The sequence below is a fragment of the Larkinella humicola genome (assembly GCF_008727875.1).
GTDB lineage: Bacteria > Bacteroidota > Bacteroidia > Cytophagales > Spirosomataceae > Larkinella > Larkinella humicola.
Window position 1 is genome coordinate 1,420,062 of the sequence record NZ_VTWS01000001.1, and the last position, 25,669, is coordinate 1,445,730.

Annotated in this window: 24 protein-coding genes; 14 read left to right on the forward strand and 10 right to left on the reverse strand. The window is 51.6% G+C overall.

The features are described from left to right. Positions 1-121: 121 nt before the first annotated feature. From F0P93_RS06140 to F0P93_RS06155, 4 genes are all read right to left on the reverse strand, one after another. Positions 122-1,174: a sugar phosphate isomerase/epimerase family protein gene (locus F0P93_RS06140; protein ID WP_150875463.1), complete on the reverse strand. Its 1,053-nt coding sequence runs from the start codon at positions 1,172-1,174 to the stop codon at positions 122-124. A gap of 47 nt (positions 1,175-1,221) precedes the next feature. Then, positions 1,222-1,596, reverse strand: a complete 375-nt coding sequence (locus tag F0P93_RS06145; RefSeq protein WP_138990740.1) for a four helix bundle protein — start codon at positions 1,594-1,596, stop codon at positions 1,222-1,224. A 43-nt stretch (positions 1,597-1,639) separates the two neighbouring features. Next, on the reverse strand, positions 1,640-2,788 hold the full coding sequence (locus tag F0P93_RS06150; protein ID WP_150875464.1) for a Gfo/Idh/MocA family protein: 1,149 nt from the start codon (positions 2,786-2,788) through the stop codon (positions 1,640-1,642). 151 nt (positions 2,789-2,939) lie between these two features. Beyond that, positions 2,940-4,076: a Gfo/Idh/MocA family protein gene (locus F0P93_RS06155; RefSeq protein WP_150875865.1), complete on the reverse strand. Its 1,137-nt coding sequence runs from the start codon at positions 4,074-4,076 to the stop codon at positions 2,940-2,942. Between the two features lie 268 nt (positions 4,077-4,344). Here F0P93_RS06155 and F0P93_RS06160 point away from each other — a divergent pair, with 268 nt between their 5' ends. The 3 genes from F0P93_RS06160 to F0P93_RS06170 all read left to right on the forward strand — a co-directional run bounded on the left by F0P93_RS06160 (position 4,345) and on the right by F0P93_RS06170 (position 8,453). After that, positions 4,345-5,577, forward strand: coding sequence for an MFS transporter (locus F0P93_RS06160; protein ID WP_225309382.1), 1,233 nt, complete (start codon positions 4,345-4,347; stop codon positions 5,575-5,577). A 212-nt stretch (positions 5,578-5,789) separates the two neighbouring features. After that, the gene (locus tag F0P93_RS06165; protein WP_150875465.1) at positions 5,790-6,035 is read left to right on the forward strand and encodes a hypothetical protein; all 246 of its coding nucleotides are present in this window, start codon (positions 5,790-5,792) and stop codon (positions 6,033-6,035) included. Positions 6,036-6,185: 150 nt separating this feature from the next. Next, positions 6,186-8,453, forward strand: coding sequence for an NADP-dependent malic enzyme (locus F0P93_RS06170; RefSeq protein WP_150875466.1), 2,268 nt, complete (start codon positions 6,186-6,188; stop codon positions 8,451-8,453). A 97-nt stretch (positions 8,454-8,550) separates the two neighbouring features. On the opposite strand, the gene F0P93_RS06175 is transcribed toward F0P93_RS06170, so the two are convergent. After that, complete coding sequence (locus F0P93_RS06175) at positions 8,551-9,051, reverse strand: DUF4385 domain-containing protein (protein WP_150875467.1); 501 nt, start codon at positions 9,049-9,051, stop codon at positions 8,551-8,553. Positions 9,052-9,257: 206 nt separating this feature from the next. Between F0P93_RS06175 and F0P93_RS06180 the strand changes: the two genes are divergently transcribed. The 3 genes from F0P93_RS06180 (at position 9,258) to F0P93_RS06190 (ending at position 13,305) form a co-directional block, all read left to right on the forward strand. Further along, on the forward strand, positions 9,258-9,746 hold the full coding sequence (locus F0P93_RS06180) for an RNA polymerase sigma factor (RefSeq protein WP_150875468.1): 489 nt from the start codon (positions 9,258-9,260) through the stop codon (positions 9,744-9,746). Positions 9,747-9,757: 11 nt separating this feature from the next. Beyond that, positions 9,758-10,384: a hypothetical protein gene (locus tag F0P93_RS06185; RefSeq protein WP_150875469.1), complete on the forward strand. Its 627-nt coding sequence runs from the start codon at positions 9,758-9,760 to the stop codon at positions 10,382-10,384. Positions 10,385-10,734: 350 nt separating this feature from the next. After that, positions 10,735-13,305 (forward strand): TonB-dependent receptor, encoded by a 2,571-nt coding sequence (locus F0P93_RS06190; protein WP_150875470.1) that lies wholly within the window; start codon positions 10,735-10,737, stop codon positions 13,303-13,305. An 84-nt stretch (positions 13,306-13,389) separates the two neighbouring features. Here the strand turns inward: F0P93_RS06190 and F0P93_RS06195 are convergent, their stop codons facing one another. Continuing rightward, positions 13,390-14,310 (reverse strand): ROK family protein, encoded by a 921-nt coding sequence (locus tag F0P93_RS06195; protein WP_150875471.1) that lies wholly within the window; start codon positions 14,308-14,310, stop codon positions 13,390-13,392. Between the two features lie 194 nt (positions 14,311-14,504). Between F0P93_RS06195 and F0P93_RS06200 the strand changes: the two genes are divergently transcribed. The 3 genes from F0P93_RS06200 (at position 14,505) to F0P93_RS06210 (ending at position 17,389) form a co-directional block, all read left to right on the forward strand. Next, positions 14,505-15,251, forward strand: a complete 747-nt coding sequence (locus F0P93_RS06200; RefSeq protein ID WP_150875472.1) for a class I SAM-dependent methyltransferase — start codon at positions 14,505-14,507, stop codon at positions 15,249-15,251. Positions 15,252-15,413: 162 nt separating this feature from the next. Continuing rightward, positions 15,414-16,007, forward strand: a complete 594-nt coding sequence (locus F0P93_RS06205; protein ID WP_138990755.1) for a TetR/AcrR family transcriptional regulator — start codon at positions 15,414-15,416, stop codon at positions 16,005-16,007. A 107-nt stretch (positions 16,008-16,114) separates the two neighbouring features. Next, positions 16,115-17,389, forward strand: a complete 1,275-nt coding sequence (locus F0P93_RS06210; protein ID WP_150875473.1) for an amidohydrolase family protein — start codon at positions 16,115-16,117, stop codon at positions 17,387-17,389. Positions 17,390-17,391: 2 nt separating this feature from the next. On the opposite strand, the gene F0P93_RS06215 is transcribed toward F0P93_RS06210, so the two are convergent. Next, positions 17,392-18,903: a sulfatase family protein gene (locus F0P93_RS06215; protein WP_150875474.1), complete on the reverse strand. Its 1,512-nt coding sequence runs from the start codon at positions 18,901-18,903 to the stop codon at positions 17,392-17,394. 253 nt (positions 18,904-19,156) lie between these two features. Here F0P93_RS06215 and F0P93_RS06220 point away from each other — a divergent pair, with 253 nt between their 5' ends. Both F0P93_RS06220 and F0P93_RS06225 read left to right on the forward strand, forming a co-directional pair. After that, positions 19,157-19,885: a dioxygenase family protein gene (locus tag F0P93_RS06220; RefSeq protein ID WP_150875475.1), complete on the forward strand. Its 729-nt coding sequence runs from the start codon at positions 19,157-19,159 to the stop codon at positions 19,883-19,885. 28 nt (positions 19,886-19,913) lie between these two features. Next, on the forward strand, positions 19,914-20,609 hold the full coding sequence (locus F0P93_RS06225; RefSeq protein WP_150875476.1) for a pirin family protein: 696 nt from the start codon (positions 19,914-19,916) through the stop codon (positions 20,607-20,609). A gap of 126 nt (positions 20,610-20,735) precedes the next feature. Here the strand turns inward: F0P93_RS06225 and F0P93_RS06230 are convergent, their stop codons facing one another. The 3 genes from F0P93_RS06230 to F0P93_RS06240 all read right to left on the reverse strand — a co-directional run bounded on the left by F0P93_RS06230 (position 20,736) and on the right by F0P93_RS06240 (position 22,621). Further along, entirely contained in the window at positions 20,736-21,089 is a 354-nt protein-coding gene (locus tag F0P93_RS06230) for a thioredoxin family protein (protein WP_150875477.1), read from the reverse strand. A 68-nt stretch (positions 21,090-21,157) separates the two neighbouring features. After that, positions 21,158-21,709 carry an RNA polymerase sigma factor gene (locus F0P93_RS06235; RefSeq protein WP_191908740.1) on the reverse strand — a complete coding sequence of 184 codons (552 nt, stop codon included), beginning with the start codon at positions 21,707-21,709 and terminating at the stop codon, positions 21,158-21,160. Positions 21,710-21,796: 87 nt separating this feature from the next. Further along, a complete protein-coding gene (locus tag F0P93_RS06240) occupies positions 21,797-22,621 on the reverse strand; it encodes a serine O-acetyltransferase (protein WP_150875479.1) in 825 nt (274 codons plus the stop codon). 294 nt (positions 22,622-22,915) lie between these two features. Between F0P93_RS06240 and F0P93_RS06245 the strand changes: the two genes are divergently transcribed. From F0P93_RS06245 to F0P93_RS06255, 3 genes are all read left to right on the forward strand, one after another. Continuing rightward, complete coding sequence (locus tag F0P93_RS06245; RefSeq protein ID WP_150875480.1) at positions 22,916-24,127, forward strand: PQQ-dependent sugar dehydrogenase; 1,212 nt, start codon at positions 22,916-22,918, stop codon at positions 24,125-24,127. A gap of 111 nt (positions 24,128-24,238) precedes the next feature. Next, entirely contained in the window at positions 24,239-24,715 is a 477-nt protein-coding gene (locus F0P93_RS06250; protein WP_150875481.1) for a methylated-DNA--[protein]-cysteine S-methyltransferase, read from the forward strand. 5 nt (positions 24,716-24,720) lie between these two features. Beyond that, a complete protein-coding gene (locus F0P93_RS06255) occupies positions 24,721-25,599 on the forward strand; it encodes an alpha/beta fold hydrolase (RefSeq protein ID WP_225309383.1) in 879 nt (292 codons plus the stop codon). Positions 25,600-25,669 lie beyond the last annotated feature (70 nt).

Sequence of the window (25,669 nt, forward strand, 5' to 3'; positions counted from 1 at the left end):
GAAAACTTCGCATCCGTTTCGTTCCGGCAGGGCCATTAACCGCCATTCTGAGATGACGATAAAAAAAACCTGCAAGGTCAAAAAAGACCTTACAGGTTTCGGAGCGGTTTCAAACCAGACTTTACAAGCCCAGTAATTTCTTGTTAAATTCCTCGTCAGCGCCCGTTCCGGCGAAGTCGTCGAAGGCCCGTTCGGTGACGCGGATGATGTGACTTTCGATAAACGGTGCGCCTTCAGCCGCGCCCTGCTCAGGGTGCTTGATGGCACACTCCCACTCCAGAACCGCCCAGCCGTCGTAGTCATATTGCGACAGCTTGCTGAAAATCCCGGAGAAGTCGACCTGCCCGTCGCCCAGCGAGCGGAACCGTCCGGCGCGTTCAACCCAGCCCTGGTAGCCGCTGTAAACGCCCTGTTTCCCCGTCGGATTGAACTCGGCATCCTTGACGTGGAAGGCAAAAATCCGGTCGTGGTAGAAGTCGATGAATTGCAGGTAATCCAGTTGCTGCAGCAAAAAGTGGCTCGGGTCATAGTTGATCCCGGCGCGCGGGTGACCATCGACATAGTCAAGAAACGTCTCGAACGTCACGCCGTCGTGCAGGTCTTCACCGGGGTGCAATTCGTAGCCAACGTTCACGCCGGACTCATCGAACGCATCCAGAATGGGCTTCCAGCGGTTTCCCAATTCCTGAAAAGCCGTGGTTACCAGACCCTGCGGACGTTGCGGCCACGGATACATGTACGGCCACAGCAGTGCGCCCGAAAAGGTCACGTGCGAGGTCAGACCGAGGTTCTGGCTGGCTTTGGCCGCCCACTTCAGTTGCTGCACCGCCCACGCCTGCTGTTCTTTCGGTTTGCCCGCCAGTTCGGCCGGACCAAAACCGTCGAACATCGATGCATAGGCCGGATGAACGGCCACCAGTTGCCCCTGCAAGTGGGTGGACAGTTCGGTAATTTCCACGCCGATGTCGTTCAGTTTGCCCTTCAGCTCATCGCAATAGGTGGTGCTTTCGGCGGCTTTTTTCAAGTCAATCACCCGGGGGTCCCAGGTCGGTAGCTGGATGCCTTTGTAACCCAGATCCGCCATGTACTGAGCAATGGAATCCAGTGAATTAAACGGGGCGGCATCACCCAGAAACTGCGCCAGAAAGACGGCGGGTCCTTTGATGGTTTTCATGATAATTGAGTGAGTTAGTGATTGAGTGATTGAGCGAAGAATATTCGTTATTTTTTGACACTGTTCCTGGATTTGGAAAGCATCTTCACTAGTTGAACTCCTTCACTTAGCAAATCACTTAACCGGATTTCTGTTACAATTTCGGTATCAATTAAAGTTTCAAGCCAAAAGAGCGATTCGTCTAATTCTTCAACAACAATGCTGATTTTAGCGAAAAACTCATTTTGACTTCGGGCTCTTCGCACCGCCCGATAATTGGCGGCTGACGAAGATGAACTTCGTAGAAGTTGTTTCCCAAAATGTTGTGCTTCAAACGAATTAGGCAATGAGCGAAAAACCTGAACACATCGTAACATGAATCCCTTCAGGCGTTTTTCTACACTATCTGCAAATTCGCCTTTATCAATCCGAATCGGCTCCATGTTCTGGCGGGACGGTTTTTCACTCAATCACTCATTCGCACATTCACTCAATGGTTACCCACGCCTGTTTCTTGTTCGATTCCAGAATCTTCTCGCAGATCAGCAGTTCGCGGTAGCCATCGGCGAAGGTGGGGTAGGTTGGGTTTTCAGGCTGTTTGCCAGCCGCAACGGCTTCGTAGACTTCCTTGAACATCTGCTTCGAGGTGTCGGGAAAACCTTCGTTGTGACCGCCGGGGAACGAAATCACCGAGCGTGCTTCGGAATACATCAGCGACGGGTCGCGCATCAGGCTTTCGTTGTAGCCGTCGCGGTTTCCGATCCACATTTCGTTCGGCGCTTCGGAGTTCCAGGCAAACGTTTTTTTCGAACCAGCAATCTCCAGTTTCATCTGGTTTTTGCGACCCGCCGAGACCTGCGAAACCGTAATAACCCCCTTGTTACCGTTATCGAACCGCAGCAACACGTTGGCGTGGTCTTCGGTATTGATGGGGACATCGGCGTAATCTTCCGGTTGCAGCATCTTCCCCGAATACGTTTCCACGGCTTTGAGCGGTTTCTTCCGGGTTTTGTGAATGGTATTGAAATCGGCCAGCACGGCCACGGTTTTCAGTCCGGTGATGTATTCCAGAATGTCCATCAGGTGGGAGCCGATGTCGGCAATGGCCCGCGAGTCGCCCGACTTATCGGGTTCGAGCCGCCAGTTGTAATCCGTTTCGTAAAACAGCCAGTCCTGCAAATACGACCCTATGATCGAATACACCTCGCCCAGATCACCTTTTTCCCGCATCACCCGCATCTGACGGGCCAGCGGATAATACCGCAAGTTGAAGTGAACGGCATTCACCAGGCCAGTTTTAGCCGCCAGTTCCACCAGTTCCTCAGCTTCTTTCAAATCTTTGGCCAGCGGTTTTTCGCAAACCACGTGTTTCCCTGCTTCCAGGGCGGCTTTCGATTGCGAATAGTGCAGGAAGTTGGGCGTACAGATGTGAATACACTGGATGTCGTCCTGTTTCAGCAATTCGTCAAAGGTGTAGGAACGGGCAATCCCCAGCGCGTCAGCTTTCTGTTTGGCCAGTTCGGCGGTGACTTCGCAAAGCGCGGCTACTTCGACGTTCGGAAGCCGACGCAGGGCTTCAATGTGAGCCGGACCAATGAAGCCCGTACCAACTACACCAACTTTAATTTTTTCCATTTTTGAGATATAAAGTACGTTTTTTGGTTTAAGAAAGGGAGGTTGTTTCGCGGAGTTGAGCGGAGGAAAGGAGAGTTAAGCAGAGTAAAATGTGAAAGAAAAAACTCCGCTTAACTCTCCTTTCCTCCGCTCAACTCCGCGAAACAACCTTTTATTCCACAAATTTCGTCCACTTTTCATTGGACAGGTTCGATTGGAGCACGGTTTCGATGAAGGCCAGCCCACGGATGCCGTCTTCGGCGGAGGGGAAATCGGCGTAGATTGGGTCGGGTTCCTTGCCTTCCATCACGCTCCGGAGTGTGACGGCAAAATTGCGGTACAGATTGGCAAACGCTTCGAAAAAGCCCTCGGGGTGGCCGGACGGAACCCGGATGTGCGCTTTCGCAGCTGCCGACAACTCGCCAACAGCCGGGCGGAAAACCCGTTGCCCTTCCTGCGTTTTGTAAATCAGTGTGTTAGGCTCCATCTGTCGCCATTCCAGGCCACCGAGTTCGCCATAAATCCGGATGTTTAGCGCATTTTCTTCGCCGTTGGCAATCTGGCTGGCGTGCAAAACGCCTTTGACACCGTCTTCAAACCGCAGCAGTACGTTACCGTCGTCGTCCAGCTTCCGACCCTCTACGAAGATCGTCAGGTCGGCACACAATTCAGTGATTTTCAGACCGGTAATGTATTCCGCCAGGTTCTCCGCGTGCGTACCGATGTCGCCCATACAACCAGCCGCGCCCGACTGGGCCGGGTCGGTCCGCCAGATAGCCTGTTTGTAGGAGGTCGCTTCTTCCAGCTTCGAAAGCCAGCCCTGGGGGTATTCCACCACGACTTTGCGGAGTTTGCCCAGTTTGCCGCTCCGCACCATCTCGCGCGCTTCTTTCACCATCGGATAGCCGGTGTAATTGTGCGTCAGGCAAAACAGTTTGCCGGTTTCTTTCACAATCTGAGCCAGTTCCCGGGCTTCTGCCAGGTTGAGCGTCATCGGTTTATCGCAAACCACGTGAAAACCGTTTTCAAGAGCCAGTTTTGCGGGCGGAAAGTGCATATGGTTTGGGGTCACGATCGACACAAAGTCCATCCGTTCGCCTTCCGGCAATTCCTTTTCTTTCAAAATCATTTCCTCAAAACTGCCGTATACACGTTCGTCGGGCAGGTAAAGAGCGTAGCCAGTGGCTTTTGATTTTTCCGGATTGGAGCTAAATGCCCCGCAGACCAGTTCGATTTCGCCGTCGAAAACAGCGGCCCGGCGGTGGACGGCCCCAATGAAAGCTTCCAGGCTTCCGCCAATCATGCCCATCCGAATTTTTCTGTGCGCCATACTCTTGTTGAACTGAAGGTTTGGTTAGTTTGGTTGATTCTGACCGGATATTTTGGGTCTCTAAACGGGGAAGATTCAGAAAATCAGTTCCTACTACTCCCCGGTTAAAAATCTAAAAATATAAAATCAGAAGAATTTGGCCGGGAAATTAGCAGGTTTACTTATTTTTCGGAAATTTTGTATATTTCCATTCAATAAAACTTAGCTTTAACCACAAATTTTTCAACTAAACCCCTACAATACACTTATGGCGACACTCACGGCGACAATGCCTGTCAACCAGAGCCGACTTTTCAATGCCAGTTGCTTTGCGCTTATCACCACGGCCTTTTCCTTCAGCATCCGGGCCGGGATTCTGCCCCAGTTAGGAACGGAGTTCGGGTTGACAGCCACCCAACTCGGTGTGATCAATTCCATGTTCTTTTTTGGCTTCCCCATTTCGATGATCATCGGGGGTCTGGTTTACCACTCCGTTGGTCCCAAAATTATTATGATGGTGGCTGTGATTGCCCACACCCTGGGGATTCTGCTCACCATTTATTCCGGCGGCTACATCGGTTTGCTGGTCTCTACCTTCTTCATTGGATTCGGGAACGGTTGTACGGAAGCCGCCTGTAACCCCATGATCGCGGACATGTATACCGGTTCTAAAATGAACAAAATGCTGAGTCGGTTCCACATGTGGTTTCCGGGCGGAATCGTGTTGGGTAGCTTGATCTCCAAATTCATGACGGATGCGGGCCAACCCTGGCAGGCGCAAATCTGGGTCATCATGATCCCGACGGTTATTTACGCATTCCTGTATTTCGGCCAAACTTTCCCGCAACCCCGCGTCGAAGGCGTTACGTCACTCGGCAAAAATTTCGCGGCCATGTTGACGCCCCTGTACATCTTTATCTTCTGCTGCATGGCTTTGACCGCCATCACCGAATTTGGTCCACAGCAATGGGTCGGTTTGATCATGGCCAAAAGCGGTGCCAGCCCGATGTTGATTCTGGCTCTGGTGACGGGTTTGATGGCCATTGGCCGGTTTTTTGCGGGTCCCATCGTTCATAAATTCGACCAAACCGGCGTCTTGTTAGGTTCTGCGGTTTTTGCCACGATCGGTATCTACCTGTTCAGCACCCAAACCGGAACGTCGGCCTACATTGCGGCAGTCTTCTTCGCCATTGGCGTCTGTTATTTCTGGCCCACCATGATTGGCTTTGTCGCCGAAAACATTCCGTTGAGCGGAGCGCTCGGCATGTCCATCGTTGGGGGCGTCGGGATGTTGTCGACTTCCATTTTCCAAACCATCATCGGAGGCTGGATCGATGCTGAACGGGCCGAAAAATCAGCAGCCGGTCTGTCGGGCGATGCCCTGGAACTGGCCGCCGGGCAAGCCACGCTGGTCAAAATGACCACGTTTCCGATCATTTTGATCGTTGCGTTTACCTTGCTTTGGTTCTGGATGCGCAGTCGTAAAAAGAGCCACGCCTAATTTGCAGCGGGACGAAAAAAATCCTACATTGATAGTGAAAAACTTCCAGCCTTGATTCGCCGACGGGCTGGAAGTTTTTTTTAGTAATTTTTAGAGAAAAATTGGCATTATTTATTAATTGTTTTTATTTTTGAATCAACTATAAAAAGAACCGATAAATAAGGTATTGACCGTAACACGACGTATTTTCCCTAAACCTTACCCTATCGCCAATGAATCAATTAACCCAAACCCGTAAATGGCCTACTTTGAAATTATCACGCTGGCAGATCATTCAGCTTTCGGTACTTTCACTCCTGATTACCGCAATGTCGTTCTGGAGGTTTCAATATGAACAGGTGCTGCCGAGAATTAACCCAGTCCAGATGATGATGATGCAGGAACATGGTGACTTGAATGGTCAGACGTTTGTCAAGAACACGCTGCCCCAGCCCCCGGTTTCTAAAGTCCAACTCTAAATTCTCCGATCCGATTTGACGTAACTTTACTACCTTCTCTGTATATCCGATGACCCGCCAATACAGCGGGTCATTTTTTTAGTTTTATTCTTACCTTAGCGCCCCAACAACGCTTCCGACTACCATCTATCACACTTGACCTTATTGTTTATGGAGAAGAAAATCCGCCGGGAAGATGCCCTCGAATACCACGCCAAGGGCCGTCCGGGCAAAATTGAAGTCATTCCAACCAAAGAGTACAGTACACAACGTGACCTTTCCCTGGCCTACTCCCCGGGCGTAGCAGAACCCTGTCTGGCCATCGCCGAAAACGTCGAAGACGTCTATAAATACACCGCCAAAGGCAATCTGGTGGCCGTAATCAGCAACGGAAGTGCGGTTTTGGGTCTGGGCGACATTGGCCCGGAAGCCGGCAAACCCGTCATGGAAGGCAAAGGGCTGCTGTTCAAGATTTACGCCGACATCGATGTCTTTGACATTGAGCTGAATACTAAAAATGTGGACGAGTTTGTCCGCACCGTTAAAATCCTGGAACCCACATTCGGGGGCGTCAACCTGGAAGATATCAAAGCTCCGGAATGTTTCGAGATTGAAGAGCGGCTCAAAAAAGAGCTGAACATTCCGGTGATGCACGACGACCAGCACGGAACGGCCATCATCTCGGCGGCCGCCCTCCTGAACGCATTGGAAATCATCGGCAAAAAGATCGATGAGGTTAAAATCGTGGTGAACGGGGCCGGAGCCTCGGCTATTTCCTGCTCGAAACTATACATCGCACTGGGGGCGAAAATCGAAAATTTCGTCATGTGCGACAGCAAGGGTGTCATTCGGGCGGATCGCGCCGACCTCGACGAACGCAAAAGCCAGTTTGTAACCACCCGCGATCTGTACACGCTTCAGGAGGCTATGAAGGGTGCTGACGTGTTCATCGGGTTGTCGAAAGGCAACGTCGTTACGCAGGATATGGTAAGGTCGATGGCCAAAGACGCGATTGTGTTCGCGATGGCCAACCCGACGCCCGAAATTTCCTATCCCGAAGCAGTAGAAGCCCGTCCTGATATTATCATGGCGACCGGTCGTTCCGATTATCCCAACCAGGTCAACAACGTGCTGGGCTTCCCGTTCATTTTCCGCGGGGCGCTCGACGTTCGGGCCACGGAAATCAATGAAGCGATGAAACTGGCCGCCGTTCACGCCCTGGCCGATCTGGCGAAAAAATCCGTTCCTGATCTGGTCAACCTCGCCTATGGCGAATCCAACCTGATGTTTGGCCGGAAATACATCATTCCCAAACCGGTCGATCCGCGTCTGCTAACCACCGTGGCCCCCGCCGTGGCCCAGGCTGCGATGGATTCAGGTGTGGCCAAACACCCGATTACCGACTGGGATGCCTACGAACAGCAACTGGCGCGTCGTTTGGGTCAGGACAACCAGATTTCACGGGTCATTCTCAACAAGGCGAAGTCGGACCCCAAGCGGGTGGTTTTTGCCGATGCGGAAAACCTGAAAGTACTGAAAGCCGCTCAACAGGTTCGCGATGAAGGCATTGCCTTCCCCATCCTGCTGGGTGAAGTCGATCGGATTCGGGCCTTGATTACCGAAAACAACCTCGATTTAGCCAATGTCCCGATTCTGGACCCGCGCGCTCCGGAGCAGGACGAGCTGATTCAGAAGTTCAGCGAGCTGTATTACGAAAAACGCAAACGCAAAGGCAGCAACGCGACAGAAGCGAAAAAACAGATGTATTACCGGAATTATTTCGGGGTGATGATGGTGGAAGCAGGTGAAGCCGATGCTGTGATTTCCGGTCTGACGCGCAACTACCCCGACACGATCCGCCCGGCTTTGCAGGTGATTGGAAAAGAAGTCGGCGTGAAAAAAGTGGCCGGAATGTACATTCTGCTCACCAAACGCGGTCCGCTGTTTTTCTCCGACACAACGGTTAACTTCAATCCGACAGTCGAAGAAGTGGTTGAAATTACAGAACTAACGGCCAAAGCCGTCGAACGGTTTAACATCAAACCCCGGATTGCCCTGGTTTCGTATTCCAACTTCGGTAGCGCGAAAGGCGACGATGCCCAGAAAATGAACCAGGCCGTTGAAATTCTGCAACGCAAACACCCGGACATGATTGTCGATGGGGAGATTCAGGCCCACTTAGCGTTCAATACCGATCTGCTCAAACTCAATCATCCGTTCAGCAAACTGGTGGAAGAAGGCGCCAACACGCTGATTTTCCCGAACCTGTCGGCATCGAACATTGCCTACAACCTCATGACGGAGTCCGCCGGTTTCGATGCCATCGGCCCCATTCTGCTCGGCCTTCGCAAACCGGTACACGTCCTGCAATTGGGCAGTTCCGAACGCGAAATCGTCAACATGGTTGCCATCGCGGTCGTCGAAGCGCAAGGGAAATGAATGAATTAAAAGTTAAAAATTAAGAGTTAAAAATAGGGCAACCCGTTCCGTTTATGCATCGTCCAGCTACTTTTAATTTTTAACTTTTAATTTTTGATTACCCATATTTCTTTTGCCACTCCTTCCGCATTCGCTGGTAGTCCGGGTCTTCGCGGGCCTGAAGGTATTTTTCGCGGAAGATGGCGGCACTTTCGGCTTTGACTGGATCGACATCAAGGGGTAACTGATCACGGCCGTGGCTTCCGCTGCGGCCTTTTTTATCGTCAGGAACCGGGCCGTCGTATTTCTGGCCGGTTCGGTGGTTGGCATAGCGCCGGGAGCGCGTCACGCCCATTTGCAGGAATTTCCGGGCCATGTCCATGCCCACAAAATCACCATTTTTTTTGTAGTCCAGAAACAGCGCGTAAATTTTCTCCGACGACTCGCGGGCAATTTCCGGGGTTTTGAACCGCCAATGCGGCAGAATTTCCGATTTGTACGGTTCTACGAGCAAAACGCCCTGTTCGCCAACTCCGACGCGGTACAACTCCGGGCGCTCGCGCAGGTTCAATTCCTTGTAGTTCAAATCGTAATCAAATTTCTTTCGCTCGTTTTTCATGAGGTGTGAAACCGGGAGTAGACGGCCTGCCCCGGACTGCATCCGGGGTTATCCAGCCTCAAGCCCTTCGGGCTAAACGGAATCCAGTATGTGTTGTGTTAACGGCAACCGCTCTTTTTAGTTTATTTTCTTCTTTTTTCGCTACCACTGTAATAAACCTCATCTTCCCGCGACTAATACCGTGAAAGCCTAACGATGCAATCCCGATGGAAAAGGAATTTGTCAGCCTGTTGAACCGGTACCCCGGTATTCTCTACAAGGTCTGTTCGCTGTACTGCAGAGATCGGGACGACCGGAATGACCTTTTTCAGGAGATCGTACTCCAGCTCTGGAAAGCCTATCCAACTTTCAAAAACGAGTCGGCGGTGTCGACCTGGATGTACCGGATTTCGCTGAACACCGCCATTTCAAATTTCCGGAAGAAGTCTGGAAAACCGCAACCCGTTTCGTTCTCTGATCTGGATTTTCAGATTCCTGATTTTAAGGAAGACATTGCCGAAGAAGAAATCAGCCTGCTTTACGCGTCCATCGAACAGCTTTCTCCCGTCGAAAAAGCCGTCATTTCGCTCTACCTGGATGACAGAAGTTACGACGAAATGGCCACGATTTTGGGCATTTCCAAATCCAATGTGGGCGTCAAATTAAACCGCATCAAAACCAAACTCGAAAAACTCATCAAATCAACAACCCGTTAATTACCAAGACTATGAACTTAGAGGAACTCAAATCAAACTGGAAAGCCTACGACGAAAAAATACTGGCTAGCCAGAAATTAAGCGAACGCGTGGTGTTTATGATGATCAAGGACCGCTCGAAAAGTACCCTGGCAAAAATGGAGCGGAACCTGACGGGTGCCGGTCTCCTTATGACTGCCGTCGTGATCTTCTTCGCAGCCGCCATTGTTGGTAACGCCTTCGACTACACAAGTTGGTATTTCTACATTCCTTCGGTGCTGTACATCGGTTTAGCCCTCTTTGCCATCACCGTCGTTGTAAAAAATTACCGCCACCTCAGCCGGGTATCGCTCAGCCAGCAGAATCTGTATGATAGCCTGACAACGGTTTTGCAATGGCACGTAAAAACCCAGGCAGCGTTAGCCCGAGTCTGGCTCTTGTGCATGATGGCCGGTTTTCTGTTTGGCGTATCGATGGTGGCCCGGAAATTTGAAACCTACGGAACAATGAAAACCGTTCTGATCCTCGGCGGACAAGCGGCCCTGATTCTGTTGATGTATGCAACAGCACGGTGGATTTTCAACAGCTTTGAGGACCATCTGGGTACTGAATTGAAAGAAAATATTCAGGAACTGGATCAACTGAAAGCCATCTCTTAACGGATTCCCTTCCCACTCGTCCGGTTAAGAATCCGTCCAACCCAGACGCTGGATTCGCCCGTATACCCTACACCAAAATACGCAGTGTTTATCCCCAAAAAACGGCCATTCATCGAATATCCGGCCTGAAACCCTCTGCTTTGCCGTACTTTTGAGCGTGATTTATTCAAAATCACATGCGATCCATTCATCCATTTTCCGTACCATCCGCGGGCTTGATTTTACCGTTCCACATTTTCAGTCGAACAACGGTCAACCCGGTTGTCTTATGGATTGAAGTTAGCAATATCTTTGTATAATTCTATTTGACCCCGCTATTTCCGCTTCCAACAGACTACATTCCCAGAATTATGAAAAAGTTTATACTTTTTGGTATTATTTTATGCTCCACTCTATCCTTTGCCCAGCCTCCCGCTGGCAATCCGCAGGGGGGTGCCCGTCCGGCTCCGGTGATTCCCGGAACGGTAAATCCCGACGCCCCGCGCGGCAACGGTAAAATTTCCGGCGTCCTGATCGATTCCACGACGAACAAACCGGTCGAATTTGCCACCATTGCCCTGTTAAGCATGCAAACTGGAAAGCCCATCGATGGTACTACCAGCGATGAGAAAGGTAAATTTGCGCTTACAAAACTCGTGCCGGGCGACTACCGGCTGCAGGTGTCGTTTCTGGGCTATAAAAACAAGGAAACCGGTAAGCTGAAAATCGAACGCGGGTCAGACATCAACGTCGGGAATGTCGCACTGGCACCGGACGTAAAGACTTTGCAGGAAGTGAACGTAGTCGGCCAAACGCAGATTGTGGAGGAAAAAGTAGACCGGCTGGTTTATAACGCCGAAAAAGACATCACCAACAAGGGCGGTGACGCGTCGGAAGTGATGCGGAAAGTGCCGATGCTGTCGGTCGATCTGGATGGCAACGTGACTTTGCGCGGGAGCAGCAACGTCCGGGTTTTGATCAACAACAAACCGTCGACAATTGTGGCCGCCAGCGTGGCCGATGCGCTCAAGCAGATTCCGGCGGATATGATCAAGTCGGTGGAAGTCATTACGTCGCCGTCGGCCAAATACGACGCGGAAGGGTCGGCCGGTATCATCAACATCATTACGAAGAAAAACACCTTGCAGGGACTAACCCTGAACATGGACGCGGGCGTCGGAAACCGGGGCTCCAACCTGGGTTTGAACGGGAATTACCGGGCCGGAAAAATGGGCTTTTCGCTGGGCGGTTTTGGCCGCGCCAACTACAACATCAAAGGCGGTTTTGAAAACACCCAACGCAGCTTTTTCGATGGCGTCACGACCGAAACCCGCCAGATTGCCGACACGAAAAACCAGTTTATTTTTGGCAACTACCAGCTCGGTTTCGACTACGACATTGCGAAGAATCAGAGCATTACGGCATCGTTGCGTTATGGTGCCCAAAACGGCAAAACGTCGCAGAATCTGGCTACGGTTTTCTTTCCGGGCGGCATCATTCCCGGACAAACTTCCCGGCGCGATGTCGACATCAAAAACCTGTCGGGAACCGTCGATTTGAATGTCGATTATACGAAAACCTTCAAGAAACCGCAGCAGGAATTCAGCATTCTGACCCAGTTCAGCCGCAACAACCGCACCAACGATTACGAAGCCGATCTCTTCGGCAGTTCGTCGGACATCACGGGCCGCGACCGGAACGATAACCTGAGCTACAACCAGGAATCCACGATTCAGATCGACTACCAAACCCCCGTCAAAGCCAATCAGTTGGTGGAATTTGGGGGGAAAGGCATCTTCCGGCAAGTGGACAGCGACTATAAATACTTTATCTCGACCGGCCCGACCGGTGAATACACCCAAAATCCTACCCGTCCCAACAACGGTCTGGATTATGACCAGAATGTAGCTGCTACCTATTTTTCGTACACCTACACGTCGAAATCGAAGTATACGATCAAGGCCGGTGCGCGGTATGAATACACGATGATCAATGCGAATTTCCGCTCCGAAATCCCGGGGCAATCCATCGACATTCCAAGTTACGGCAATCTGGTGCCGAGCATCAACATCTCGAAATCACTCAAAGGGGGAAAAACTGTTAAGCTTGCCTACAACCGGCGGTTACAACGTCCCGGTATTCAGTTCCTGAACCCGAACATCAATGCGGCCAATCCGCAGAACATTACCTTCGGGAACCCGTATCTGGAACCGGAACTGACCGACAATATCGAGCTGAGCACCAGTGCATACATCAAGAAAACCTACCTGAACTTTTCGTTTTTCGCCCGCCGGACGGACAATTCCATCGAGAACGTTCGGACCACGAGCCCGGACGGCGTGATTACGACGACGTACCAGAATATCGGCCACAAGGAGAACTACGGAGCCAACGTGTTCGGGAACATCAGCCTGTTTTCGAAATGGCAGATTGGGGGCGGTGCCGATGCCTATTATTCGTACATCACCAACAACAGCCCTACGCCATCGCTCAACGCGAGCAATTCCGGGGTTGTGGTAACGGGCCGTATGTTTACGAGCTTGAGCCTGAAAAAAGGCTGGGGTGTGCAGGGGTTTGGCTTCGTACAGGGCCGGAGTGTGCAGTTGCAGGGCTACCAGACCGGTTTTGCTTTCTACAGTCTGGGCATCAAGAAGGACATCAAAGACGACAAGGGCCAGACGAAAGGCAGTTTGGGTCTGGCGGGTGAAAACTTCCTGACCAATCCGTTCAAAATGCGGACGGAACTTAGTTCACCGACTTTCCAGCAGAGCAACATCAACTACTTCTACAACCGGGGTGTTCGGTTGACGTTCAGCTACCGGATCGGAAAAATGAGTTTCGACCAACCCCAGCGCCGGAAAAAATCCGTCAACAACGACGACGTAAAAGACGGCGGTGATGGCGGTGGACAACCCGCCGGCGGAGCAGCCAAGCAAAAGTAGTTAAGAGGTATGAGTTATGAATGAAGGGTTGATCAGCTAACCGCTTGGGCTGCAAACTCTTCATTCTTAACTCATACCTCTTAACTACAGCATCGCTGCGCCGAAAACGCCCGCGCTGTCGCCCAGTTTGGGTTTCAGGAAATGGGTGCTGAGACGGCCTTCGTTGAAGACGTATTTTTTGGCGCGTTCGACGCCTTCGGTATACAGCAAATCGATGTTGCCAACGCCCCCGCCCAGCACAATGGCGTCGGGATCCAGTACGTTGATAATGACCGAAATCGCTTTTCCGAAGTTTTCCAGAAGCCGGTCGATGGTTTGCGACGCATGGGGATCGGTACCGGCCAGGTGACGGCTGACGATCTCTTTCAGGTTCCGCTTTTCACCACTGATGTCGCTGTAAAACCGTTGCAGAGCCGGGCCGGAGAAAACCTGCTCGTTGCAGCCGCGTTTGCCGCAGTAACACGGGTAGCCATTTTCTTCCAGCGTAATGTGGCCCCATTCGCCCCCGATGCCCTGCAAACCGTTCTGAACAAAAGGCTGGCCGTCTTTTCCGCGAAAAACCACTCCGCCACCAACGCCTGTTCCCATGATGACGCCAAAAACCGCCCGGTAGTCCGGCACGACTTCCGGCACCGCGCCCAGCGTGGCTTCCGCGAGGGCAAAACAATTGGCGTCGTTGGCAATGCTCACCGGAATGCCCAGCACTTTCTCCAGTTCCTGGGGCAGCGGCATGCCGTTCAGGCAGGTGGTGTTGCAGCCTTTCATGACGTGCCGGGCAGGGTCGAAGGTTCCGGGTGTTCCGATCCCGATGTGGTCGGGTTGATAACCGGTTTCGGCTTTTAATAGATTTACAAGGCTGGCGATCTGAGTAACAATGTGTTGATAGCCTTTATCCGCTTCCGTGTCGATGCGTTTCCGAATCACAACGGCGTCGGGGGAGGGTGCCGACAGCACGACTCCTTCAATTTTGGTACCGCCCAGGTCGATACCCCAATAGGTTTGCATGGAGATTTAAGAATTATTCTTCGCGAATTACGATAAAAGAATTAAAAAGTAGGAGTTATGAGTTAAGAATTAGAAGTGATGAGTGAAGATTGATTAGAAAATCGTTACAACCCGTATGTATCATAGGCCTTAGCCAATCCCGTCTATCTTAACCTTTAACTTTTAATTTTTAACTCATAACTTTTAACTCCCTCATGTGGTACGAGAATTTTTTCTACGGATTGGTTCAGGAAGCCTGGAAAGCCGGTCAAACCGACGAGCAGACCGAACTGGAATGCGATTTTTTGCACGATACGCTGGACGTGCAACCCGGTGGGCGTGTACTCGATATTTTCTGTGGGCACGGCCGTCACGCGCTCGAACTCGCCCGGATGGGCTATTCCGTCACGGGCGTTGATATTTCAACTGAATCCATCGGCGAATTGCGAAAAGATGCGAATCGGGAAAAACTGACCGTTGAAGCCATCGCCGGCGATTTCATGACGCTTCCAATCGAGGGCAGTTTTGAAGCGGCCTACTGTCTGGGCAACAGTTTTAGCTTTTTTCCGCACGACCAAATGCTGGTTTTTCTGCAAAAAATAGCAGCACTATTGCCAGCGGGTGGGCGGTTTGTAGCCGATACCGCCATGATTGCCGAGTCGGTTTTGCCCGATTTTGAGGAACGAAACTGGATGCAAATTGGCGAGATCACCTTCCTGATGGAGAATGAATACGACGCCCGCGAGGGTTGTATTACCTCCCACCTGACCTATCTCCGGGACGGGCAGAAAGAATACCGCCAGTCCCGGCATTACATTTATACTGTTGCCGAATTGCATCGTCTATTTCAGAAAGCCGGGCTAACGATCACCGAACTGCTTGGTAATCTGGATGGTTCTGATTTTCTGCTGGGCGACGAACGGTTGCTGTTGGTTGCCTCGAAAAGTGAAGAAGCCGAGTGAAGGCGTATTTTTTGCAGGAAATAGTAGATCGGGAAACGATATGCTAGACAATTTATTGCAAAAATTGAATATTTGGAAGAATAATTGAGCCAGTGTTAGATCATTTGCGGAGTAATGCGTAGTTTAACGCCGATTTAACACTGTTAACCTGAAGTAAACCGAATGGAGACACTTGAGCGCAAGCAACGCAGCCGGGAGCAAACCCGCGCCGGAATTGTTTTGACCGCTAAAGACATCGCTCGCCGTGAAGGTTGGCAAGCGGTGTCGATCCGCAAGATTGCCGATGCCATTGACTACAGTGCACCGATTGTCTATGAATATTTTGACAGCAAGGATATTCTGCTCGACGAAATCCGAAACGAAGGATTCCGTCATCTACGACTGGAGTACGACCGCATAAAAAAAGTATACCGTGACCCGGAAAAACGCCTGTTTGAAATGTCGGTGGCCCAGTGGCAGTTTTCCCTGGATCAGCCCGAGATTTACCAGGTCATGTATAATTTGAACGGTGCCTATTGCACCATTCCTGTTTGCGATTCCATCGAAATGGAGGATATCAGCAATATTATTCGGGAAATTATCTTCTCTTTCATTCCCAAATCGAAAGAGAGCATTCAGAAATTGTATTTCGAGTGGTGGTCGTTGTCGCACGGCATGATCACCCTGGCCATGATGCTACGGGATCGCCAGCCTTTGGAACAGTCCGAGCAGGTCTACCGCGACTCGATTCGCCGGTTTGTCCGTGGGCTGCGCTAGATTAACCATAACCACCTGACAATGAACGATGACTATCCCGCCGTTTCGGCCGGGCTGATGGTCATCGTTCGCTTTTATTTTTCCTAACCGACCCACCCGAAACCTGCATGCGCTGCCTATTTTCCTTCTTATTCCTTTTCTTTTTTACTACCTCGCAGGCTCAAAAAACAAAGCAGTTCCTTTTCATCAAAGCCGGTAAATTATACGATTCCGAAAAAAACGTTTTTCTGGTCAATCAGGATTTGATCATTGAAGGGGATCGGATTGTGGCGGTGGGCAGTGGCTTGAAAAAACCGAAAAAGGCCCGGTTGATTGATCTTCGGAACAGCACGGTCACCCCCGGTCTAATCGATGCCCACACGCACCTGTTGATCAATCAGAAGATCACGAAAGATGGTCTGGAAGTCGCATCGAAAGTTCCGGCCGATGAGCGAATGAAACAGGCATTGGGCTTTGCCAAATCGAATTTGCTGGCCGGGGTAACCACCGTGCGGGATGTCGGCAATTCCGGGCAATTCCTGGATGTCAGGCTGAAGGAAGAACTCCGGCATGAAGAAAATCCGGGGCCGCACATGGTAGTTTCCGGTCCGATTCTGAGTCCGCCGGGTGGTCAGTTTGGACGTTTGTTTCCCGCCGACAGTTTCCTGATCAATCAGGAATACCGCGTAATCAAAGGAGCCGAAGATGCCCGAGCCGCCGTTCTGGAGCACATCCGGCGTGGAGTAGACGTGATCAAAGTCTGCATGAACACCGACAACCGGGTGCTGGCTCCCGACGAAATAAAGGCCATTGTGGAAACCGCCCACCAACAGAAAATTCCCGTTACCGCCCACGCCACCTACGACGAATCAGCGCGGGATGCGGTTTTGGCGGGGGTGGATGGCATCGAACACGGGTATTCCCTGTCGGACAGCACGTTGTCGATCATGGCAAAACGCGGAACCTATCTGGTGCCCACCGACGTCTCCCGCGAGCAGGGCAAACTGCGGGTAGCGGCCGTCGGGATGAAGGGCAAAGAGGGCGAAGATTATCTGAACGGCGCATTGAAAGGGTTTCATGACCGGCTCAACCGGGCCGTTAAAAAGGGCGTCCCGATCGTCTCGGGTTCTGATTATTACAACGACATCCCCGGTATTGAGCGCGGAAAAGGCTCGGTCGATGTGCTGCTTTCGTACGCTGAAGCCGGTATCCCCGTTCCGACGGTGCTCCAGTTTGCCACCTTGAATGCCGCCAGAGCATTAGGTCTTTCCGGGCAAACCGGCACGTTAAAGAAAGGGATGAAAGCTGACCTGGCGGTTTTCAAGGGCGATCTGGAAAAGGATTTCCCAACCGCCCTATTCGCCATCGAAATGGTGATCAAAGACGGCAAAGTCTACCCCTAGTTTCATTTCCCTTCCTTCACCGTCTTGAGCAAAGATGTCAGTTCGGCGACGACATGCGGGTTCTGTCCTGCGACGTTTTTCGTCTCCCCCAGGTCCGTCTTCAAGTTATACAGTTGGGGTTGAGGATTGTTCCCCAATTCGGTGTTGGTGTTTTTCTGCACCGCCGGTCCCTGGCCCGGTTCGATGTATTTCCAGTTTCCTTTTATGATGGAAAGAGTGTTGTTCAACGCGTGTTCGATGACGTAATCGCGGCCTTTCGGGTCTTTCCCAAGCAAGGCATTGAGGGTATTGAAACTGTCGGTGGCTTCCCCCGCGCCCACTTTCTGGCCCGTTAAAACCGCCAGCGAAGCCAGCAAATCGACCTGGCTCAACAGCGCATCGGAGGTTCCCACAGTCACCTTTCCCGGCCAGCGAACGATGAACGGCACCCGCGTTCCGGCATCAAATGCGCTGTATTTCCCCCCGCGCAACGGACCCGCCGGGGTATGTCCGCCCAGTTTCGCCACGGCCTCATCCTGGTAGCCATCGTCTACCACCGGGCCGTTATCGCTGCTGATAATCACCATCGTCTGGTCTTTCAGGCCCAGTCGGTCCAGGGTTTTCATAACTTCCCCCACACAATAATCCAGTTGCAGAATGGCGTCGCCCCGTGGCCCCATACCGCTCTTGCCCACAAACCGGGAGTGCGGCATCCGGGGAACATGAATGTCGTGCGTCGAAAAATAGACAAAAAACGATTTTTTCTGATTCGTTTCAATAAACTGATTGACTTTACCGGTCAACACATCGGCCATTTCTTCATCGACCCACCGCGCCGATTTGCCCCCGCTCATGTACCCAATCCGACTAACACCGTTGATGATCGTCTGGTCGTGGCCGTGCGAATACATCATCTTGAGCAGTTCCGGATTTGCTTTGCCGGTAGGTTCGGTTCCAATCGGATCTTTGTAACTCACCTGAACCGGATCGCTGGGGTTCAGTCCGACAATGCGGTGGTTTTCTACGTACACGCAGGGAACACGGTCGCCCGTTGCGGGCAGCAAAAACGAGTAGTTGAAACCGATTTCCAGCGGTCCCGGTTTGATGTCCCCGTTCCAATCCGGTCCTCCCTTGGGTCCCAGGCCCAGGTGCCACTTGCCGACCACGCCCGTCTGGTAACCCGCCCGCTGCAACATCCCGGGCAAGGTGACGCGGTTGGTCGGAATCAACAGGGCCGCGTCACCGGGGGCAATCCCCGTCCCGGTTTTTCGCCAGGCATATTGGCCGGTCAGGAGTGAATACCGCGAGGGCGTGCAGGTGGCCGAAGTGGCGTGGGCATTGGTAAACCGCAACCCTTCGGTGGCAACCCGGTCGATGTTCGGCGTTTTGACTTTCGTTGCGCCGTAGCAACTTAGATCGCCATAACCCAAATCATCCGCATAAATCAGCACAATGTTGGGTTTCTGCTGGGCATGAGCGGCCAGACCGGCAAACACGAGAAGACTGCATACCAGGGGAAGAAATCTATTTTTCATGGGTTTAGGAGACGGATTGGGTCAGGCATCGCACGATTGGCTGCGCTCAAAGTAGGGAATTCCCGGTTTTAATACAATGCTTTGCGGTTTGTCAGTGGAAATTCCGGGTGGTCAATCCCAATTTCCGGTCGCATTCACCGACAAATTTACCCGGTTTACCTATAATTGCCGGTCCAACGCAACGAAACAGGGTCTTTCAGCGATATAGATACAAAGAAACCAACCACAACTTACCATCTATAGCCCCAGCAGCATGGAACGCAAAGAATTTTTGAAAAGGACTTTTTCCGCATTGGGTATGGCCGCGATTATGCCCATGGTTGGCGCCTGTTCAACCGACGACGCCGTGGAACCCACCACAACCACCGGAACAGGCACCACGACCGGAACGACCACCGGAACCTGTACCGAAACCTCCAACGAAACGGAAGGTCCTTTCCCCACCAAGACGCCCACCAGTCTGGTAACGAACAACATCACCTCCGACCGGCAGGGAACCAAGCTGACCATCAAGATTACCGTTCAGAACAAAAACAACAGTTGCGCCGGGTTGACGGGGGCTTTGGTGGACATCTGGCACTGCGACGCGGCCGGTAATTACTCCGAATACGGTGGTACGCAAATGCAGTCGACCAATTACCAGAGCGTCCACTTTCTGCGGGGACGCCAGACGTCCGATGCCAATGGCCTGGTGACCTTTACCAGCATTTACCCCGGCTGGTACAGCGGTCGCGCTCCACACATCCACGTCCACGTGTATGATGCAAGTGGTAAATCGTTGAAAATATCCCAAATTGCTTTTCCGGAAGACATCAGCAAGGTGGTGTATGCTCAGGGGGTTTATGCCAGTCATGGACAAGCCGATACGACCAATGCCCGTGACAACATCTTCAGCGATGGCACGACCACCAATATGTCAGTTGTAACCGGGAGTACGTCAGCGGGTTATGAACTAACCTGGGCGATTGTCGTACTGGCATAGTTTCTCATCAACCGAACGATCAAACGGTATGCTTACCGAAACGGAAGCCCGAATTTACCTCTCCGATCAGCGGGGCTGCACGCAGTCCGCTGATTACCGGAGTTTTCACACCTTCAATTTCGGGTCCTATCGGCACGAAAGCCGACAGCCTTTTGGCGCTTTGACGGTTTTCAACGACGATACCCTGCTGCCAGGCAAAAGCCATACGCTGGCGGTTTCAGCACCGACTGAAGTGATGCTCATTCCGGTAATTGGCGGTATTGAACTGGTGGATGGTCTCGGAGAAAGTGTTTTTATGGGAGCCGGTGAGGTCTTTCATTTCACGGTATTGCCGGATCAGGAATACCACATTAGTAACCCGTTCGAAACGGAAGCCGTTAACTACCTGCTGCTTGGTATGAATACCGACCCAGTAGGTTCTGAAAGCTCCGAACGTTTTCCGCTGACGACCTTTGATCTCCAGTACCGCAACCAGCTTGTGCCTGTATTCTACTCCCTGGATCGCAACAGTCTGGGTTTTATCGGAAAATATGAGGGTCGGCACGAAGGCGGTTATACCCTGCGGAATGCCCAGAAACGGGCGTTTGTTTTCGTCATCGAAGGCGCTTTTGAAGTTCAGGACCGGCTGCTCCATCCCCGCGACGGACTGGCGTTGTGGAATCTGGATGCTGTAGAGTTCGAAGCGCTCTCTGCCGATGCCATTCTTCTGGTACTGGAAGTGTAATAGTTTAAAATACCGAATATCAATGATTTATAATTTTAATGTAAAATTATAAATGATGAATGCTAAATGCAAAAGTGGTAATTAATAGCACCTTTTACATTTAGCATTTAACATTTTATATTCCAGCTACTTCACAACGGGCGTTTCCTGCATTTGCTCCAAAAGCATTGTGGTCAGCACTGGTTTTGATGTGAAACCGATCTGGCGGTTCACCAATTCGCCATCTTTAAAAACCAGGATGGTCGGCATGTTTCGGACTTTGTAGCGGGCGGTCACCACGGGGTGCATTTCCACATCCACAGTCGCCACCGTGGCCGACCCGGCAAAGTCGGCAGCTAATTCATGAATGAGGGGTTCCAGTCTGCGGCAGGGCGGGCACCATTCGGCGCTAAAATCCACCAGCAGCACCCCCGGTTTGGCCAGCAATTCGTCCCAGTTCTGATCGGTTGCATACACCGCCTTTGTGTGTTCAGTAGTCATGGATTTTGATTGTTGATTTACCTATTGATTCCGGCAAGTCCCCCAAAATCACCCGCGTACTTAAAATTTCATCCGTTTTCCGACGCCCTTCTCAACTGCTGGATGCACTTGTATTTCTGATTGACAGCGGTATGGCGGTTTTTCCAGCCCATGGTCACCATGAGGTGATCCATCGGTTCGTGGGAGAAGTAAATCGACTGGATAACCCGCTGACAATGACCGGTAATGCGCGCCATCCAGGCATTGAGTCGCTCGTGCTGAACGTCTTCGGGCGAAGGCTCTGGGGAGGCAAAATCGTAGGAATCCTGTAGAGCAACCAACTGGTCGTCACTTATAGAGACCAGCTTTTCATCCCGCAGTTTTTTCAACCAGCCATTTTTCGCAATGGCAAACAAAAACGTTTTCAGGGTGGAAGTAAGCCGAAAATCGGGAGCGGTTATTTTTTGGTAGAGCACCAGAACGGATTCCTGGAAAAGATCTTCGGCATCCCCTTCGTTGCCGTGGTTGCGCAGAACGAACCGGGCAATGGCGGGGTACTGTTTTTTATAAATCCATTCGTATGCCGACGTTTCTCCGGCACGAAGCGATTCAATCAGGCTATCATCACAAATGCAGTCCATGGCAAATTTCCTATAGCCATTCATACCCCGGCGCACCCAAAAATCACCCGCGGTTTTCGTTTTTAATTTAAAATGTATGGTTTTTTATCACGACTCCGACGCCAGCGAGCGAACTTCGATCTGGCTGGTGTGATACACCAGGGAATAGGGTTCAACGCTCTGGGTCAGCCAGACGTTACCGCCGATGGTTGAATCATGGCCCACCACCGTCCGACCGCCGAGGATCGTCGCGTTGGCATAAATGATCACATTGTCTTCAATGGTCGGATGCCGTTTTCGCGACGCCATCGACTTGGCCACATTGGTGGCACCCAGCGTAACACCCTGGTAAATTTTCACATTGCTGCCGATAATGGCCGTTTCTCCGATGACGACGCCGGTGCCGTGGTCAACAAAAAAGGAAGAGCCGATTTCAGCGTTGGGGTGAATGTCGATGCCGGTATGGCCGTGGGCGTATTCGGTCATCATCCGGGGCAGGAGCGGCACTTGCAGTTCCGTCAACACGTGGGCAATGCGGTACACCGCAATGGCGTAAAAACCGGGATAAATCGCAATCACTTCCTCTACGCCCGCAGCCGCCGGGTCGAAGGCCGAGATTGCCTGCGCATCGAGTAACAACTCATCATAGGTACTTGGTAACTGGTCAAAAAATTGTTCACAAGTCCGGTCTTTGTCTGCTGACAAATGCTCATCCAGCGGTTTTAACAAACAAGTGAGCTGGCGATTCAACTCCCGGTAGGTGTCGGCGGTGCTGACCACAAAAGGCCGGCAATCCTGGGTAATGGGAAATAGGAAACGAATCAAATTGTCAATAAACCGGCCCACGTCGGGTTTGGAAGGCAGGCGGTATCGAAAACTGGCGTTTTGAGTCGCCATCCGTTCAAAGAAATGTTGCTGTTCGGCAGGAGTCATGGAGTGGTCGTTCAATAAAGTCTACGGATAGAATCAATTCGATAGAGTACTAAACCTTTTAAGCAAAAAAAAGCCTTCTTTCGAAGGGCAATCTGTCTTATAACTAACTGTGTATCAACCGCCCCATTTTGAGGAAAGACTACAACAGGCATTACTTGAGTGTAAAACGAACATTGGCAACAAATAGTCAGCTAACACGTTGAAAAAGAAACAAAAACGCTGCCAAAAAGTTCGTCTTACCCCTTTGGATACGATCTTGCTATGACTAAACTAAAGAACTTCATCAATACTTCCATGTCATACCTCAAAAAAACGGCGGTTACTCTGGCAAGCTCACTCACAGTTACGGTGATTTTCGCCTTCCTGGTGTCGCTGGCTTGTAAGCCAGGCGAGGCCGATGCGGAGGCCACCGAGACGCCGGGAACACTTGCTCCCGCTTCGCTTCAACTCGAAAATGCTTTTCCTGGTCTGACTTTTAAACAGCCTGTGGAGTTTACACACGCAGACGACGAAACGAATCGTGTTTTTGTGCTCGAACAGGAGGGACGGATTCGGGTGTTCGAAAACAACGCAGCTACAAAAACTGCCGATACCTATTTGGACATCGTCAGCAAAGTAGCTTCGGGCGGAGAAATGGGCCTTTTGGGGCTGGCTTTTCACCCGGACTTTAAGCAAAACGGTTATTTTTTCGTCAATTATACCAAAAATAGCCCGCGCGAAACCGTCATTTCCCGGTTTAAAGCCACGGCCGGGTCGAACCGGGTCGATCCGGCCACCGAAACCATCCTGCTGAAATATGAACAACCGTATGCCAACCACAACGGCGGTAAAGTGGCTTTCGGGCCGGACGGTTTTCTGTACATTGCCGCGGGCGATGGCGGCAGCGGTGGCGACCCGCAGAACAACGGACAAAACCTGAAAACGATGCTGGGCAAAATCCTGCGGATCGACGTCAATAAAACCGACAAAGGGAATTACGGGATCCCGGCCGACAACCCGTTTGTGGGCAATGCCAACGCGCTTCCCGAAATTTATGCCTATGGCCTGCGCAATCCCTGGCGCTTTAGTTTTGACGCCGAAACCGGTCAGCTTTGGGCGGGCGACGTTGGACAAAACAAACTGGAAGAAATCGATATCATCAAGAAAGGCGGTAATTACGGCTGGCGTCTGAAAGAAGGTCAGGATTGTTACAATCCTGCCAACGACTGCAACCAGGGGCAACTGATCGAACCCATCCACCAGTACGCCCGCAGTGAAGGTGTTTCGGTGACGGGAGGAGCCGTTTACCGGGGCAGCAGCCTTCCTGACCTGAAAGGAAAATACATTTACGCGGACTTTGCCACCGGCAAGGTGTGGGCCTTGAGTTTTCAGGGCGACCAAAAAACCGGCAATCAACTCCTCACCAGTGAGGGCGGCCCGGTTTCGGCTTTCGGGGAAGACGCCAAACAGGAATTATACATCCTCGACCACAGCAGCGGAACGATCAAGCGGTTTGTTACCAAATAAGCAATCGCTTTTCAACTGACTTTCGATATAGCATGGACAGATTCCGCCCGGGGTCTGTCTTTCTTTGTCGTATTTTCTGTAGATTAGTACCACGAACTCCCAATGAGCACCATGTATACGACAACGATCCACACGCCGGTTGGACTGGCTGTCATCTGCGGCAACGAAGACGGTATTGCCAGTGTTCGGTGCAGTAACGAACCGGTCGAAGATTCGGCCTTTGTGCCGGCCGTACTCTACAAGTGTGCGCGTCAACTGGAGGAATATTTTCTGAACCGCCGACGGTCGTTCGATCTCCCGCTTCGTCCGCAGGGCACGCCCTTTCAACGGTCGGTCTGGCAGATGCTGGCGGAGGTGCCATACGGAAAAACCATGTCGTATATGGAATTAACCCGGCGTCTGGGCGACGAAAAAGCCATTCGGGCGGTGGCCGCAGCCAACGGAAAAAACCCGATCTGGATCATTGTTCCCTGTCACCGCATCATCGGCTCCAACGGCGACCTGACGGGGTATGCGGGCGGTCTGGGACGAAAAAAATGGTTGCTGGAACATGAGCAGGTTGCCAACGGACAACTGAGTTTGTTTTAAGATTGATGAAAGTACTCAACAGCCTGCTTCTTCTTTTGTTGATCACAAGTCTCTCCGGTTGTTTTTTCCGGAAGTGGCGGATGAGCGACCGGGAAATTCAGAAACATTTTGCCAACCGGGCCGTCAAACCCACTTTTTTCACGATTGAGAATGACAGCCTGAAACTATTCGTCGCCAGCATTGGCCCGGATACACTACCTCCCCTCCTGCTGATTCACGGCGCGCCGGGTTCGTGGTACGGTTATTTGCGGATGATCGACGACAGCACCTTGCACAAGCGGTTTCACATTCTCTCCGTCGACCGGCCAGGTTACGGAAAATCGCGGAAGGGGCGAAAAGCCGTTACGTCCATTGCCAAACAGGCGCAGTGGATCGCTCACGCCCTCAATCTGAATCATTCCGGGAAACCGGCGGTTGTGCTGGGTCGTTCGTATGGCGCGCCGGTGGCTGCCCGTCTGGCCATCATGTATCCCGGCCGGGTGAAACACCTTTTCCTGATTTCCTCGCCCCTTGACCCGGAAAAAGAGAAATTCTTCTGGTTTTCGAAATGGGGGAAAATGGCCCCCGTCAAGTTGTTTATGGACCGTCATATCAACCTGGCTACTGCCGAAAAATACACCCACGTGGCCGAATTGCGCCAACTTGAACCCCTGTGGTCGAAACTGCAGGTGCCGGTTACGTTGATGCAGGGCGGAAAAGACTGGCTGGTCGATCCGTCGAATCTGGATTATGCCAAAAAAGTGCTGGCCGGAAAACCGGCGGAATACATCTTTCTGCCCGAATCCGGCCATTTGATCACCAATTCCCATTCCGAAATGGTAAAAAGTTTGATTCTCCGTAGCGCCGGGTATTCCACTCCAATCGCCGATGAATCGGTCAATTGAGTTCTAGATAGGAGAGAAAAGACTAGAGAATAAAGACAGAAGAAGGCGGTTAGGCAATGAAATCACAATA

Bases quoted from the DNA above. Each gene is read 5' to 3' on its own strand.
- F0P93_RS06140 (WP_150875463.1), bottom strand. From the start codon at position 1,174: ATGAAAACCATCAAAGGACCCGCCGTCTTTCTGGCGCAGTTTCTGGGT.
- F0P93_RS06145 (WP_138990740.1), bottom strand. From the start codon at position 1,596: ATGGAGCCGATTCGGATTGATAAAGGCGAATTTGCAGATAGTGTAGAA.
- F0P93_RS06150 (WP_150875464.1), bottom strand. From the start codon at position 2,788: ATGGAAAAAATTAAAGTTGGTGTAGTTGGTACGGGCTTCATTGGTCCG.
- F0P93_RS06155 (WP_150875865.1), bottom strand. From the start codon at position 4,076: ATGGGCATGATTGGCGGAAGCCTGGAAGCTTTCATTGGGGCCGTCCAC.
- F0P93_RS06160 (WP_225309382.1), top strand. From the start codon at position 4,345: ATGGCGACACTCACGGCGACAATGCCTGTCAACCAGAGCCGACTTTTC.
- F0P93_RS06165 (WP_150875465.1), top strand. From the start codon at position 5,790: ATGAATCAATTAACCCAAACCCGTAAATGGCCTACTTTGAAATTATCA.
- F0P93_RS06170 (WP_150875466.1), top strand. From the start codon at position 6,186: ATGGAGAAGAAAATCCGCCGGGAAGATGCCCTCGAATACCACGCCAAG.
- F0P93_RS06175 (WP_150875467.1), bottom strand. From the start codon at position 9,051: ATGAAAAACGAGCGAAAGAAATTTGATTACGATTTGAACTACAAGGAA.
- F0P93_RS06180 (WP_150875468.1), top strand. From the start codon at position 9,258: ATGGAAAAGGAATTTGTCAGCCTGTTGAACCGGTACCCCGGTATTCTC.
- F0P93_RS06185 (WP_150875469.1), top strand. From the start codon at position 9,758: ATGAACTTAGAGGAACTCAAATCAAACTGGAAAGCCTACGACGAAAAA.
- F0P93_RS06190 (WP_150875470.1), top strand. From the start codon at position 10,735: ATGAAAAAGTTTATACTTTTTGGTATTATTTTATGCTCCACTCTATCC.
- F0P93_RS06195 (WP_150875471.1), bottom strand. From the start codon at position 14,310: ATGCAAACCTATTGGGGTATCGACCTGGGCGGTACCAAAATTGAAGGA.
- F0P93_RS06200 (WP_150875472.1), top strand. From the start codon at position 14,505: ATGTGGTACGAGAATTTTTTCTACGGATTGGTTCAGGAAGCCTGGAAA.
- F0P93_RS06205 (WP_138990755.1), top strand. From the start codon at position 15,414: ATGGAGACACTTGAGCGCAAGCAACGCAGCCGGGAGCAAACCCGCGCC.
- F0P93_RS06210 (WP_150875473.1), top strand. From the start codon at position 16,115: ATGCGCTGCCTATTTTCCTTCTTATTCCTTTTCTTTTTTACTACCTCG.
- F0P93_RS06215 (WP_150875474.1), bottom strand. From the start codon at position 18,903: ATGAAAAATAGATTTCTTCCCCTGGTATGCAGTCTTCTCGTGTTTGCC.
- F0P93_RS06220 (WP_150875475.1), top strand. From the start codon at position 19,157: ATGGAACGCAAAGAATTTTTGAAAAGGACTTTTTCCGCATTGGGTATG.
- F0P93_RS06225 (WP_150875476.1), top strand. From the start codon at position 19,914: ATGCTTACCGAAACGGAAGCCCGAATTTACCTCTCCGATCAGCGGGGC.
- F0P93_RS06230 (WP_150875477.1), bottom strand. From the start codon at position 21,089: ATGACTACTGAACACACAAAGGCGGTGTATGCAACCGATCAGAACTGG.
- F0P93_RS06235 (WP_191908740.1), bottom strand. From the start codon at position 21,709: ATGGACTGCATTTGTGATGATAGCCTGATTGAATCGCTTCGTGCCGGA.
- F0P93_RS06240 (WP_150875479.1), bottom strand. From the start codon at position 22,621: ATGACTCCTGCCGAACAGCAACATTTCTTTGAACGGATGGCGACTCAA.
- F0P93_RS06245 (WP_150875480.1), top strand. From the start codon at position 22,916: ATGTCATACCTCAAAAAAACGGCGGTTACTCTGGCAAGCTCACTCACA.
- F0P93_RS06250 (WP_150875481.1), top strand. From the start codon at position 24,239: ATGTATACGACAACGATCCACACGCCGGTTGGACTGGCTGTCATCTGC.
- F0P93_RS06255 (WP_225309383.1), top strand. From the start codon at position 24,721: ATGAAAGTACTCAACAGCCTGCTTCTTCTTTTGTTGATCACAAGTCTC.